10 protein-coding genes and 1 tRNA gene are annotated in these 13,780 nt (G+C 58.7%); 9 read left to right on the plus strand and 2 right to left on the minus strand.

Features of this window, described 5'->3' with window-relative positions:
* The first annotated feature begins 52 nt into the window (after positions 1-52).
* Both AC13Q5_RS02180 and AC13Q5_RS02185 read left to right on the plus strand, forming a co-directional pair.
* Positions 53-439, plus strand: coding sequence for a hypothetical protein (locus AC13Q5_RS02180; RefSeq protein WP_488500747.1), 387 nt, complete (start codon positions 53-55; stop codon positions 437-439).
* 88 nt (positions 440-527) lie between these two features.
* Positions 528-613 (plus strand) — tRNA-Leu (locus tag AC13Q5_RS02185).
* Between the two features lie 80 nt (positions 614-693).
* On the opposite strand, the gene wrbA is transcribed toward AC13Q5_RS02185, so the two are convergent.
* Entirely contained in the window at positions 694-1,293 is a 600-nt protein-coding gene (gene wrbA, locus AC13Q5_RS02190) for an NAD(P)H:quinone oxidoreductase type IV (RefSeq protein ID WP_075852376.1), read from the minus strand.
* Positions 1,294-1,534: 241 nt separating this feature from the next.
* Here wrbA and AC13Q5_RS02195 point away from each other — a divergent pair, with 241 nt between their 5' ends.
* From AC13Q5_RS02195 to AC13Q5_RS02225, 7 genes are all read left to right on the plus strand, one after another.
* Positions 1,535-2,308, plus strand: a complete 774-nt coding sequence (locus tag AC13Q5_RS02195) for a competence/damage-inducible protein A (protein ID WP_488500748.1) — start codon at positions 1,535-1,537, stop codon at positions 2,306-2,308.
* A gap of 115 nt (positions 2,309-2,423) precedes the next feature.
* Positions 2,424-3,269 (plus strand): universal stress protein, encoded by an 846-nt coding sequence (locus tag AC13Q5_RS02200; RefSeq protein WP_075852375.1) that lies wholly within the window; start codon positions 2,424-2,426, stop codon positions 3,267-3,269.
* Between the two features lie 316 nt (positions 3,270-3,585).
* Positions 3,586-4,083 (plus strand): xanthine phosphoribosyltransferase, encoded by a 498-nt coding sequence (gene gpt / locus AC13Q5_RS02205; RefSeq protein WP_075852374.1) that lies wholly within the window; start codon positions 3,586-3,588, stop codon positions 4,081-4,083.
* Positions 4,084-4,855: 772 nt separating this feature from the next.
* Positions 4,856-8,662 (plus strand): vitamin B12-dependent ribonucleotide reductase, encoded by a 3,807-nt coding sequence (locus AC13Q5_RS02210; RefSeq protein WP_488500749.1) that lies wholly within the window; start codon positions 4,856-4,858, stop codon positions 8,660-8,662.
* A gap of 655 nt (positions 8,663-9,317) precedes the next feature.
* Positions 9,318-10,277 (plus strand): DUF1963 domain-containing protein, encoded by a 960-nt coding sequence (locus AC13Q5_RS02215; protein ID WP_488500750.1) that lies wholly within the window; start codon positions 9,318-9,320, stop codon positions 10,275-10,277.
* A gap of 260 nt (positions 10,278-10,537) precedes the next feature.
* On the plus strand, positions 10,538-11,272 hold the full coding sequence (locus AC13Q5_RS02220; RefSeq protein WP_488500751.1) for a phosphotransferase enzyme family protein: 735 nt from the start codon (positions 10,538-10,540) through the stop codon (positions 11,270-11,272).
* Positions 11,273-11,531: 259 nt separating this feature from the next.
* A complete protein-coding gene (locus AC13Q5_RS02225; protein WP_488500752.1) occupies positions 11,532-12,530 on the plus strand; it encodes an acyltransferase family protein in 999 nt (332 codons plus the stop codon).
* Between the two features lie 94 nt (positions 12,531-12,624).
* Here AC13Q5_RS02225 and AC13Q5_RS02230 read toward each other — a convergent pair whose 3' ends face one another.
* Positions 12,625-13,743 (minus strand): alpha/beta fold hydrolase, encoded by a 1,119-nt coding sequence (locus tag AC13Q5_RS02230; RefSeq protein WP_488500753.1) that lies wholly within the window; start codon positions 13,741-13,743, stop codon positions 12,625-12,627.
* Between the last annotated feature and the right edge of the window lie 37 nt (positions 13,744-13,780).

Genomic DNA, 13,780 nt, shown 5'->3' on the forward strand with positions numbered 1-13,780 from the left:
TTCGCCTATTTCTGAGCGCAAACTTATACTTGTGCCCGGGATTGAGAATCGCGTGAAGGATGCTTATCCCAGTTTTATTCGAGGGGAGAACATCATCATGCGCCTTATACGCTCAGCTATCATTGCGTTCAGTCTCACTGTGCTCGCTTCCTGCACTTCGCAGGAAAAGGGCTTCGAAAAGATCATCCCCATCTTGAAGGAAAGCCCGACAGCGCGAGTACAGGTCATCGACAAGTGCATGGCACAGCACCTGCCCCCCGAAACGCTGGATGAAATCGCTTTCTACGTCAAATCTCAGAGGAGCGAAGCAAAGCGGCTCTTTTGTCAGCGGCTGACGAACGGCTTGGCATCTGGAAAGATCAGCTATGCGGATTTCAAGGCCATGTTCCAGCAGAAGAAAGTGACGCCCGCGCTTGTCAGCGTTCTCAAGGGTCACTGAGCCACGCGCAGCGCTGGCACCTGTCGACCCCTTTCCCGCAAAACATTTCCTTGACTGAATCGCTCAAGTGCTTGATGGGGAAAGGCACGCGGACGTGGCGAAACTGGTAGACGCAAGGGACTTAAAATCCCTCGACCTTTGGTTGTACGGGTTCGACCCCCGTCGTCCGCACCAAAAATCAAACTTCATCAAAGTCCAAACGAAAAAGGCGCAACTTTCGCCGCGCCTCTCTTAATTCACATGCAAAAATCGAATTAGGCCGTGATCTTGGCAGCGATCTTGGCGACGTGGGCGCCTTGGTATTTTGCCGCTTCCAGCTCGATTTCGGAAGGCTGGCGGGAGCCGTCGCCGTTGGTGATGGTGGAAGCGCCGTAGGGCGAGCCACCCTTGACTTCTTCGGTGCCCATCTGGCCCTGGAAGGCATAGGGAAGGCCGACGACGGCCATGCCGTGGTGCAGGAGTGTCGGGATGAAGCCGAGGATGGTGGATTCCTGGCCGCCGTGCTGCGTTGCCGACGAGGTGAAGACCGAGCCGACCTTGCCGACGAGCTTGCCGCCGAACCAGAGGCCGCCGGTCTGATCCCAGAAATTGCGCATCTGCGAGGCGACCGTGCCGAAGCGGGTGCCGGCGCCGACAATGATGGCGTCATAGTCTGCCAGTTCATCCGGCGTTGCGATCGGGGCTTCCTGATCGAGCTTGAAGTAGGAAGCCTTGGCGACTTCTTCGGGAACGAGTTCGGGCACGCGCTTGACGGTGACGTCTGCGCCGGCAGACTTCGCACCTTCTGCGACGGCATAGGCCATCTTCTCGATGTGACCGTAAGCGGAATAATAGAGAACCAGAACCTTAGCCATAAGAACGTCTCCCGTTTGTTGGACGCATTGAATGTCGAGGAATGTTGTATCAGCGATGCGACAGGGGCACAGCCCCCACGCTCAGAACGCACTGTTCATCCAGCGTAGACGGAAATTCACTTGCAACATCTTGTGATGACCGGCGGTCCGGCAAAAGGAGCGTTTGCATTCGCCGTAAACAACGCTACCTATTTCGGACCTTTTGCGAACGCGCGGATTGCGCATTTTCCTGGATGTCTTCATGTCGAACGAAACCATTGTCACAGCCGCCATGCTCGCCATCGGCGACGAACTGCTCTCCGGCCGGACGAAGGACAAGAATATCGGCCATCTCGCCGATGTGCTGCTGCTGGCTGGCATCGACCTGAAGGAAGTCCGCATCGTGGCCGACGACGAGGACGCGATCGTCTCGGCGCTGAACGCCCTGCGCGGCCAATATGATTACATCTTCACGTCGGGCGGCATCGGTCCGACCCATGACGATATTACCGCCGATGCCATCGCCAAGGCTTTCGGCGTGCCCTGCGAGCACGATGCCGAAGCCATGCGGATCATGGGTGAAATGTATGCCCGGCGCGAGATGGAGTTCACCGAGGCACGCCAGCGCATGGCGCGCATGCCGGTGGGATCGAAGCATATCGCCAATCCTGTCTCGACCGCTCCCGGCTTCAACATCGGCAATGTCTATGTGATGGCCGGCGTGCCGCAGGTTTTCCAGGCGATGCTCGACAATGTCATCCCGACGCTCAGAACCGGCGCGCGCATCCTGTCGACCGCGATTTCCTGCCCCTATGGCGAAGGCGAGATCGGCACGCCGCTCGGCCTCATCCAGAAGGCGCATCCTGATACCAGCATCGGCTCCTACCCGCGCTATGTCGGCCAATTCTTCTCGACGGAGATCGTCGTCAGGGGCCGCTCGGCAGAGCTGGTTGAAAATGTCGCGGCCGAAGTGCGCGCCATGATCGAAACCATCCGCCAGTCAAAAGCCAAGGAAAATCAGTCGGCTGAAGCCTGATTCTCAACGACGGCGTGCAACCGGCCGGGAACTCTCAGCGCGTTTAGGACGTTATCTCATAGCGGAATGCTGATATCATGATCCGATCCAACCCTTCCGCATGGGAGATCTCTTCATGTCCTACAAAACGATAGTGACCGTTCTCGATAATCCCGACAATACGCGCGTCGCCGCCGCGTTTTCGGCAGCGCTCGCGAAAGAGCATGGCGCCCATGTCGTCGGCCTTCATGCGGAGATCGTCTCGACCGTACCGCTGGTGGCGCCAATGGAAATTCCGGATCCAGTCGCAGTTCAGGCGCTGCAGGATGTCGCTCATAATCAGGCGATTGAAATCGAACGCTTGTTCCGCACGGGAATGGAACGGGCCGGTCTCGACTACGAATGGCACAGCTTTACCAGCACCGTCGGCTACGGCACCGAGCCGCTGATCGAAAGTGCCCGCAGCGCCGACCTGCTTGTGGCCGTGCAGCCGGACCCGGCGAAATATGCGGACTCGCAGGTCGATGTCGAAACCTTCCTGTTCGACAGCGGCAGGCCGGTCCTGTTGATCCCCTATATTCTCAAGGAGCCGAAGCCCATCCGCCGCGTGCTGATCGCCTGGAACGGCTCCAAGGAGGTGGCGCGCGCCACTTTCGATGCAATGCCTTTCCTCAAGGCTGCGGATTCGGTCGAGATCCTCTCGGTCAGCACATCCGACAAGGATCCCCATCCCTCACAGGAAACCGGCGTCCAGATCGCGGCGGCGCTGACGCGTCACGGCGTTCGTGCCAAGTTCGAAACGGCCACCTGCGCCGGCAAATCGACGCCATCGCAGGTCATCGAAAACCGGCTGGCCGACGACAGCATCGACCTGCTGGTCATGGGCGCCTATACGCATTCCTGGCTATGGCAGATGATCTTCGGCGGCACGACGCGCACCCTGCTGCAATCGATGACGGCAATGACGTTGCTGGCCCGCTGAGCGGCTGAAAGCTCAAATCCTGTGGCAACCGGTGCAAATGTGCACCGGCTGGCCGCTTCGCAGCTATTGCCTTTTGCCCGCAAATCCAGCAGAAAGCAGCGACCGATGACAGAATTCCCGCCAGGGAACCGTTCGCGCGGTCGAAGGAGCATGATCCCGAAAAGCATATGGCTTTTCCCGGATGAGATCCTGTTCAAGCAGATGGCAAGCGAATCGCGTTCCGGATTTGGTTCTTGGTCCGCGCCCGCCGCGGGGTCTGCTCAGGGTCGCCGGTGCTACCGGTGTGTTATTATTCCATGCCCCGGAGCCTTCTGCCATGTCCCTGCCCGATAAAGCCTTCCCCGTATCCTGGGATCAGTTCCATCGCGATGCGCGCGCGCTTGCCTGGCGGCTTGCCGGCCTCAACCGCGAATTCAAGGCGATCGTCTGTATCACCCGCGGCGGCCTGGTGCCGGCTGCCATCATCTCACGCGAGCTCAATATCCGCCTGATCGAAACGGTCTGCGTCGCCTCCTACCACGACTATTCCAGCCAAGGTGAAATGAACCTGCTGAAGGGCATCGCACCCGAACTCTCGGTCAATGGCGGCGAAGGCGTCCTCGTCGTCGACGACCTTACCGATACCGGCAAGACGGCCCTCGAAGTCCGGGCCATGCTGCCGAATGCGCATTTCGCCTGCGTCTATGCAAAGCCGACCGGTGTGCCAACCATCGACACCTTCATCACCGAAGTCAGCCAGGATACCTGGATCTACTTCCCGTGGGACATGGGCTTCACCTATCAGGAGCCGATCGCCAAGGGCCATCGCGGCTGATCTCCAGCTGACGGCAGCGCGAATCAGTCACGATCCGTGCGCCTTGGCGAAATATGATTCGGATGACGGTAATAGAGGTGGGCGCTGCGGCGCCCACTAGATTTAGTGGGCGTTACAAAGACGAGAAAGCGTGAGATTCAAGGCTTTCGGCGCGAATCATGATGCTCCACGGCATGAATTTGGCGCGCTGCCAATGGCATCGAGGCCACGGTCACAATTTTGTCGCTTTCGACTCCGGCAGTGATGATACTTGTTGCGTCAACGGTCGCGCGAAGGGCGAGCATCCCTCCCCAAGCTCTTGAATCTCTTGCTCTACTGGCGTTTCCCCAATTTCCACAGGCAAGCCCACAAGATATTGTGGTTAACAATCCCTAGCAAACCACCCCTTGACGGAATCGGGTCTTTCAAAGTTAATGGACGACGTTGCGGCGGCGACTGGACCAGGCGGGGTTACGAGGGCTGGTTCTCATTTCGAAATCGGATTTGGATTCAAGGCGGTTCACCCTAGCCGGTGACCGCCGAGAGGTTTTTTGTGCCGATTTCGATGCTGCCAAAAAATAGATGCGGGGACTGGCGGCAATAAGCTGTTAATACTATATTTAGTGTTTGCAGCCACCATCACCACAAGATACAGGAAAGACATCTCCGGGTGACACCTCCTGTCAGAAAGCGGATCAGAGACTGGCTGCGCGTTGAATTCGCGATGCCGGAATGAGAATATCTGCGCCCAGTTTTCATGCGGGCGCGCACCAACGAATGAAGGATTGGGACCATGCGCATCGAACGTCGTTTTACGAAGGCCGGCCAGTCACCTTATGCGGAGATAGAGTTCCGCAAGGCGACGAGCGAGATCAAGAATCCTGACGGTTCGATCGTGTTCCGCCTCGAAAATATCGACGTGCCCGCGCAGTTCTCGCAGGTTGCCGCCGACATTCTCGCGCAGAAATACTTCCGCAAGGCCGGCGTTCCCGCCAAGCTCAAGAAGGTTGAGGAAAACGACGTTCCTTCCTTCCTGTGGCGTTCGGTTCCCGACGATGCCGCCATGAAGGATCTGGCCAAGGATCAGCAGAGCGGTTCGGAAACCGATGCACGCCAGGTCTTCGATCGCCTCGCCGGCACCTGGACCTACTGGGGCTGGAAGGGCGGCTACTTCTCGTCCGAAGAAGATGCCTCCGCTTTCTGCGACGAGCTTGCCTACATGCTCGCCACGCAGCGCGTCGCACCGAATTCGCCGCAGTGGTTCAACACCGGCATGCACTGGGCCTACGGCATCGACGGTCCCGGCCAGGGCCACTATTATGTCGACCCGTTCACCGGCAAGCTCACCAAGTCCAAATCGGCCTATGAGCATCCGCAGCCGCATGCCTGCTTCATCCAGTCGGTCGAGGACGACCTCGTCAACGAGGGCGGCATCATGGATCTGTGGGTTCGCGAAGCCCGTCTGTTCAAATACGGTTCCGGCACCGGCTCGAACTTCTCGATGCTGCGCGCCGAAGGCGAAAAGCTTTCCGGCGGCGGCCGTTCTTCCGGCCTGATGAGCTTCCTCAAGATCGGTGACCGCGCTGCCGGCGCCATCAAGTCGGGCGGCACGACCCGCCGCGCCGCCAAGATGGTGGTCGTCGACATCGACCATCCGGATATCGAGGACTACATCAACTGGAAGGTCAAGGAAGAACAGAAGGTTGCCGCCCTCGTCACCGGCTCCAAGATCGTCGCCAAGCACCTGAAGGCGATCATGAAGGCGACCGTCAATTGCGAAGGCGACAATGACGATTGCTTCGACCCGGCCAAGAACCCTGCCCTGAAGCGCGAGATCCGCGCTGCCAAGAAGGACCAGGTTCCGGAAAACTACGTCCAGCGCGTCATCCAGTTTGCCCGCCAGGGCTACAAGGATCTCGAATTCAAGACCTACGACACGGACTGGGATTCGGAGGCCTACCTCACCGTATCCGGCCAGAACTCCAACAACTCCGTTTCCATCAAGGACGACTTCCTGCGCGCTGTCGAGAATGATGGCGACTGGAACCTGACCGCCCGCAAGGACGGCAAGGTCGTCAAGACGCTGAAGGCCCGCGACCTCTGGGAATCGATCTCCTACGCCGCCTGGGCATCGGCCGATCCGGGCCTGCACTTCAACACGACGATGAACGACTGGCACACCAGCCCGGCTGCCGGCCCGATCCGCGCATCCAACCCGTGCTCGGAATACATGTTCCTCGACGACACGGCCTGCAATCTCGCCTCGCTGAACCTGATGACCTTCAAGGACGCAGCGACGAAGCGCATCAACATTGCCGACTATGAGCATGCCGTCCGCCTCTGGACCGTCGTTCTCGAAGTCTCCGTGATGATGGCGCAGTTCCCCTCGCGCCGTATCGCCGAGCTTTCCTACGAATACCGCACGCTCGGCCTCGGCTACGCCAATATCGGCGGCCTGCTGATGTCGTCGGGCATTCCCTATGACAGCGACGAAGCCCGCGCCATCGCCGGCTCGCTGACCGCGATCATGACCGGCATCGCCTATGCGACCTCGGCGGAAATGGCCTCCGAGCTCGGGACCTTCCCGATGTTCAAGCCGAACCGCGAAAACATGCTGCGCGTCATCCGCAACCATCGCCGCGCCGCTTACGGCGAGACTTCGGGCTATGAGAGCCTGTCCGTCAATCCGGTGGCGCTGATCCACTCCGACAATCCGGACAAGGATCTCGTTGCCCATGCCAAGGCTGCGTGGGACAAGGCGCTCGAACTCGGCGAGAAGCACGGCTACCGCAACGCCCAGGCAACCGTGATTGCGCCGACCGGCACGATCGGCCTTGTCATGGATTGCGACACGACCGGTATCGAGCCGGACTTCGCCCTGGTGAAGTTCAAGAAGCTCGCCGGCGGCGGCTACTTCAAGATCATCAACCGCGCCGTTCCGGAAGCGCTGCGCACACTTGGTTACTCAGAGAGCCAGATCGCCGAGATCGAGGCCTATGCCGTCGGCCATGGCAACCTGAACCAGGCTCCGGCCATCAACCCCTCGACGCTGAAGGCCAAGGGCTTCACGACCGAGAAGGTCGACGCCGTCAACGCCGCTCTGAAGAGCGCCTTCGACATCAAGTTCGTCTTCAACCAGTGGACGCTCGGCGCCGACTTCCTGAAGGGCACGCTGAAGGTTTCCGACGAGCAGATGGCCGACATGAGCTTCAACCTGCTCGACCATCTCGGCTTCTCCAAGAAGGACATCGAGGCTGCGAACATCCACGTTTGCGGTGCGATGACGCTGGAAGGCGCTCCGTTCCTCAAGAACGAACATCTCGCCGTCTTCGATTGCGCCAATCCTTGCGGCAAGATCGGCAAGCGTTACCTCTCGGTCGAAAGCCATATCCGTATGATGGCTGCCGCCCAGCCCTTCATCTCGGGCGCAATTTCCAAGACGATCAACATGCCGAACGAGGCGACCGTCGAGGATTGCAAGACCGCCTACATGCTCTCCTGGAAGCTTGGCCTGAAGGCGAACGCTCTCTATCGCGATGGCTCCAAGCTCAGCCAGCCGCTGAACGCCTCGCTGATCGAGGACGACAGCGACGAGGATGCGCTGGAGGAGTTTCTGCAGGCTCCGGCGGCCGCACAGGCTGTCACCATCACGGAAAAGATCGTCGAGCGCGTGATCGAAAAGGTCATCCGCACGCAGGAAAAGCTGCCGAGCCGTCGCAAGGGTTACACCCAGAAGGCCAAGATCGGCGGGCACACGATCTTCCTGCGCACCGGTGAATATGACGATGGCCGTCTCGGCGAAATCTTCCTTGATATGAACAAGGAAGGCTCTGCTCTGCGCGCCTTCATCAACAACTTTGCGATCTCCGTCTCGCTCGGCCTGCAGTATGGCGTGCCGCTCGAAGAGTATGTCGACGCCTTCACCTTCACCAAGTTCGAGCCGGCCGGCATTGTGACTGGCAATGACGCCATCAAGAATGCCACGTCGATCCTCGACTACGTGTTCCGCGAACTGGCGATCTCCTATCTCGGCCGCCACGATCTCGCCCATGTCGACACGTCCGACTTCAACAACACGGCGCTCGGCCGCGGTGTTTCCGAAGGCAAGGCCGATGTCGTCTCCAAGGGCCTCACCCGCGGCTACAAGCCGACGCTGGTTCCGACATCCGGCGAGCGTCCGGCCGCCGAAGTCAAGGGTTCGGCAACCGCCGCCCCTGCTCGCGCTGCCTCGCTTTCGACCGTGACAGCCTTTGCCGGCAACACGGTGCGCAAGCTGGAGCCGGCAGGCGCCGTCTCCACTTCCGAAGTCGTCGCCTTCAAGCGCGATTATGAGGAGCGTGCCAAGGAACTGGCCGAAGAGATCGCCGAGGAACTGGCAAGCGAAACCGCGGAGACCACCGGCCTCTTCAGCGACAAGGCCGCGAGCGACGCAGCAGCCGCGAAAACGGACGCCAAGAAGCTGGAATCCGAGCGACGCGCCCGCTCCATCATGCAGGGCTATACCGGCAACATGTGCACCGAGTGCCAGAACTTCACGATGGTCCGCAACGGCACCTGCGAGAAGTGCGACACCTGCGGCGCGACGAGCGGCTGCAGCTGAGCGTTCGACTGATCGCCCAGGTGCTGGCAGTCAATGAATTTGACGCGCAGCCACTAGAATGACGCAGTAAAACGAAGGCCGCAACGTCCGCTGCGGCCTTCGAGACTCAGAGAACCGCGAAAAAGCCGCCCATCGCCCCCATGTGAGGAAGCGCGCGCTTCCGGTCCGCTGGTTTCGTTATTTCTTCTTCTCTTGATCGCGATGCCACTTGATGGCGAAGAACATGCCCGTGCCTAACACGAGAAGCTTGAGCGGAAAGAAGACTATAGGGAACCAATCCCACATTTCGGATATTTCCAGGCTATTACTTGACACTCTATCGTGGGGAGCACTACCTCAAAACTGCAGCATACAACATCAGCCATGTTGACGCAGATGAGATCATAACATTCCCATCACATGGCATGAGTGGGCTCGCCCCATGTTTCCGGACAGGTTGTTTAACCTAACAAGCTGGTGACCGCTTCTGGCGCATTCTTGCCACCTCTATCACAACCGCAGCGTCCGAAACGGGCCAACATTCTTGGTCAAGGTGCTAGGAAAGCAGCGCTTACCCCCTTCCTTACGCGGGTGGTAAACAGGCTACCTGGCGCTTTAGAGCTAAAAAAACCGACCTAAATCCCCATCAAAAAGCCGTGCGAACGAAGAGGACTTGATGGCCGCGTTTCTGACCAAGGAAGATATTAGGCGCGCCTTGGCAGATGAAAATCTGTCGCAATTTGAAGATCGTGTCCTCGCTACGGTGAAACCTGCCATCGATTTCGTTCGTCGACAGAGAAAAGATAAGGATCTCCCGGTAGGTATCAGCAAGATGGGAGGCCTTCCGGATCTGCCGACAGGATTTCGTTGGCCGACGCGAACCGCTCTCGCCCACGAAACCGGCAACGAGCCCACGACCTCCCGTGACATCTATGACGAGATGCGAGAAGAGGCGCGCCGAAGGGAGTTCCCGCTGGCGTTCTTCGCGCAACTGAACTTGAATACGCTCTCGCTGGAAGCCGGCTTCGATCTGGATCTCCCCGACAGCGGAATACTGTATATTTTCGAAGATATAACCGCCTACGACGAGCATGAGGCGTATCGCGTTTTTCGAATTGAAGAAAATCTGGGACGACTGGAGAGACATACACCTCCCGAGGAATTGGTTCTCCTGTCTGATGCGAAGGATCCTACTCTACCATTTTCCGATCAGCAGATGGCAGAAGTGCTCGAACCCTATTCGATCCTGACAGTGCCGTTTCACTGGCTCCAATCGTCAGGCTCATTTTATTCCCGGATGTATGACTTCCTCGAGAAGCCGAGCACGGATTATTGTCCGGTTATAGAGGCTACCGACGGCGAGAACGTCAACCCATTCGGCGATCGTCTGGGAGGATGGCCCGTACCCATTCAGCACGATCCAGAGCCGAAGTTCAGGGATGATCGCTCACGTTCTTTCTTGCCGGGAAACGACGAAATTCGTCTTTTGTTTTCATGGGGCGGCGAATATTTCGCTGGTACGCGCCTAATGCATTCCGATCTCAGTGGCGACGGAGTAATGCATCTAATGATGCATCGGGAGGACATGCTCGCCGGTCGTTTCGACAAAGCAAAGGCCCTCTATCAATATACATAGCCCTGTCGCCTCTCGGAACAATCATCATGGCCGATTGCCTCGCACGCATGCCTGCATACCTTCGAGTAGGCACCTTGTCAGGAAACGTTCGACTCGATAGCGAGGAATCGTAGCCTTGAGGGGCGCTGCAAACTCCTGGATGTCCCTAGAGCATATGTGACAACGTCAACTTGCCGAGCTTGCTGAACTCGAGTTAATTGGCTTGTCCGCGCCTGCGGCCAAGTAAGTTCAGCACTGATGATGCGCTGAGGGTATCACCAATGGGATGGGAAGCACTCCGGCAATGGGGTGAAGATGTAGTTCGCGTCGAACCACTCACCGGTGGAGTAGCCAACGACGTGTGGAGCATTCGCATCTGCGGACAGATTGCGGTCGGTCGCCTCGGCTCCAGGCCCGACGCTGATCTCTCATGGGAAACCGAGCTACTCCGGCACCTCGACCGCGAAGGTATGACCGTTCCGGTGCCAATCCCGACGACGGATGGCCGGCTGTTCGTGGATGGTCTGGTGGTGATGGAATATATGGAAGGCAGACCGCCCGAGACGGAATCCGATTGGCGTCGCGTTGCCGACACGCTTCGCGAACTGCATCGGCTGACGCAGGGCTGGCCGCAACGCCCCGGCTGGAAATCGTCGACCGATCTCCTGCATGTCGAGACCGGAACGAGGGTCAATCTTGCCGCGATGCCCCGCGAGGGCGTTATTCGATGCCGAGCAGCGTGGGCGCGGCTCGTCGGGCGTCAGACATGCGTTGTCCACGGCAACCCAAGCAACCCCAGTAATATCCGCATGACCGCAGATCGCGTTGCGCTGATCGACTGGGATGAGTCACATGTCGATGTTCCAGATCTTGACCTCGTGTTGCCCGACAACGCTGCCGACCTTGACGATAGTGCCTATGACATCGCCTCGCAGGCGTCTGCCGCTTGGGAGGCTGCTGTCTGTTGGCGCGACGAATACGCGATCAAGCGGCTTGCCGAAGTTCGCGCGGTCTGAGCGATTTCGGCGGCATGACGGAAGCCCTTGGCTTTATCACCGTTCACGCCAAAGCATCCCAATTGCCCGATTTCGGCCACGAAACCGGCGGGAAATGATCCATTTTCATTGAAATTGTTGCTGCAGCAATATGCAGCAATATTCGGTCTGCCGAGCCTCAAACCCGTCATGCACGGTGCCCGGCCTTTCGACGCATTTTATCGCTAAATCCGGCCTTTAGGGCGTCGGCGATAGCAGTTCAGTCGCGCGAGGCACCGTCTTGAAAATCGGCAGCGATATCACGAGCATTCAATATCTGCGGGCCATCGCAGCAATCTCCGTTCTTTGCTTCCATGTCTGCGAAACATATGGCCTGGACTTCAAGAGCGGAGCAGCGGGGGTCGATATATTCTTTGTCATCAGCGGCTTCATCATGTGGGTTACGACCGACGGAAGGTCGCTCGGCCCGCAGGAATTCATGTGGCGCCGGCTCATCAGGATCGTGCCGCTTTACTGGATTGCGACGGCAGCAACTTTCGTCATCGCCGTACTGAAGCCACAGTTCTTCTTCGACGCGAATTCGAGCATCGAGAATTTGATCGGCTCGCTGTTTTTCGTGCCCTTCATGAAGGGTGAGGCATTGCAGCCCGTCGTCGAGCAGGGATGGACGCTCTCCTATGAGATGTTCTTCTATCTCATCTTTTCGATTTCACTGCTTCTGCCTGAGTTCAGGCGGCTATGCTTCCTGATGGCGGCTCTGGTGACTGTCGTGATGGCGCATTACCTGTTGCCCCTCGGCTATCTCAGTGTTTTCACCCAGCCGGTCATTCTGGAATTTGCGGCCGGCATTGTCATCGGGCGCCTGTGGAAACAGGGCTTTCGGCTACCTTTTCCTGCGGCCATCGGCTTGATGGTCGTCGGAGTCGTGCTGCTTGTGGCGAGCGACCCGCTGATCCATTTGGAACGGGCTATCCGCTGGGGCATACCGGCAGTGTTGCTATTGTCAGGCGCTGTTTTCGCGGAGCGGGAACGAGGCGTGCCCCAGCTGGCATTCCTGCATTTCCTGGGGAACGCCTCCTATTCCATCTATGTTTGGCACGTCCTCACCGGCATCCTGGTCACCGCGCTGCTTTTGCGCGTCGGGATGCCGCACAACATGCAGCCTGTGCCCATCGCATTGGGTTCGCTGGCCTTTGCCATCGTCTGCTACTTGTGCATCGAACGCCCGCTACAGCGAAAAATGCGCTTGTCGCGTCCGCGGCCGGCCTATCGCAGCTGACGCGCCAGAGTGGGCGGCCAGATATCGGTGGACCGAAACGCCTCAGGTTACGATTGCGCGCGGTCGTCATAGGGAACGAGACGCTGGAGAGACCTTACGGCACCGCTCCGGATACTTTTGCGGTCCCGTCGATAACCGGGCAGGATGGCGGCACCGGTCGATCGAACAGAACGGCGATGCCGCAACCCGAGGTAAACATCCCTTCATTGTCATGCCCCACGCCAGGCACTTCGACGACCTTCTGATCGAGATCGGAAGGATGCCGCTTCTTCATATAGTCAAAATAGGTCAGCCCGCGTGCAAGCCGATACGGCCCCTGCGCCATTGCCCCGCAGGAGCGGTCAATGAAATGGGTGTAGGGATTTGTGTCTGCCTGGCCCAGCAGATAGACCACCTTGCGCGCGGCATATCTTGTTTCGAGAAGCTTCGGATCCTGCGAGGATACGTATGGTGGTGCGCCGGCGAGCCCGTATCGCCATTGGGTCGCCTTCGGGCATGAAGCCAGCCCCGCTTGCTGATCCTGCAAGGCTGGTCGCTCATCGTCGAAATAGACATAGCTCGACGGGTTGGCGACGAGATAACGAACGGCGATGCCCGCGCTCGTCAGATTTTCCGCCTCCCGTCCGACGACGGCATAGCGCTGGACCAATTGTGCTCCCGCCGAGTGCCCCATCACGACAATGGTCTTCAGCGAAGGATACAGGCGCCGATCGACAAAATGCTGCAGCAGGGCATCGAGCGCGGCGAAGGAACTGATCGGCGCCGGCTGGACCGCGGCTTCTCCGCCCTTCCAACCGTTCTGCGTCCAGGCCAGCGTCTGCGCGGAAAGAGAGAAAGCATTGACATCTGGTCTTATCAGGAATTGCGGCGCGACAACCATCGTACCGTCGGCAAGATCGCCTGCCTTTGCGAGCAGTTCCTGCCCAGTTGCGTAATAGGCATCGGCGTTTCGGAGCGTGCCATGGACTATGATCAACACCTTGGTCACGTCAGGCGACGCCGCCTCGATCGCGTGATCCGCGTAGACCGGTAGCTCCCCCTTCCCCTCGGGCGTATCGAGGAGCAGGCGCTGATCTGCAACTTCCTTGACGGGTTCTTCGAGCCGCGCGTGTTGGGAAGCCGCATTGGCCGACTGGGCTTCGCCTGACATGCCGATGGCGATCAACGCTGCGATCGTCAGTCGGGTACAAACCCGGCGCTGAATGCTTCTCATAATCTTCATCTGTAAGAACTCGGCTGGGACGGATAAT

This window comes from Martinezella sp. CNPSo 3964 (genome assembly GCF_057784375.1).

What these genes read in the sequence shown, in the direction of transcription:
- wrbA (WP_075852376.1), bottom strand. Translation starts at nt 1,293, where the DNA reads ATGGCTAAGGTTCTGGTTCTCTATTATTCCGCTTACGGTCACATCGAG.
- AC13Q5_RS02195 (WP_488500748.1), top strand. Translation starts at nt 1,535, where the DNA reads ATGTCGAACGAAACCATTGTCACAGCCGCCATGCTCGCCATCGGCGAC.
- AC13Q5_RS02200 (WP_075852375.1), top strand. Translation starts at nt 2,424, where the DNA reads ATGTCCTACAAAACGATAGTGACCGTTCTCGATAATCCCGACAATACG.
- gpt (WP_075852374.1), top strand. Translation starts at nt 3,586, where the DNA reads ATGTCCCTGCCCGATAAAGCCTTCCCCGTATCCTGGGATCAGTTCCAT.
- AC13Q5_RS02210 (WP_488500749.1), top strand. Translation starts at nt 4,856, where the DNA reads ATGCGCATCGAACGTCGTTTTACGAAGGCCGGCCAGTCACCTTATGCG.
- AC13Q5_RS02215 (WP_488500750.1), top strand. Translation starts at nt 9,318, where the DNA reads ATGGCCGCGTTTCTGACCAAGGAAGATATTAGGCGCGCCTTGGCAGAT.
- AC13Q5_RS02220 (WP_488500751.1), top strand. Translation starts at nt 10,538, where the DNA reads ATGGGATGGGAAGCACTCCGGCAATGGGGTGAAGATGTAGTTCGCGTC.
- AC13Q5_RS02230 (WP_488500753.1), bottom strand. Translation starts at nt 13,743, where the DNA reads ATGAGAAGCATTCAGCGCCGGGTTTGTACCCGACTGACGATCGCAGCG.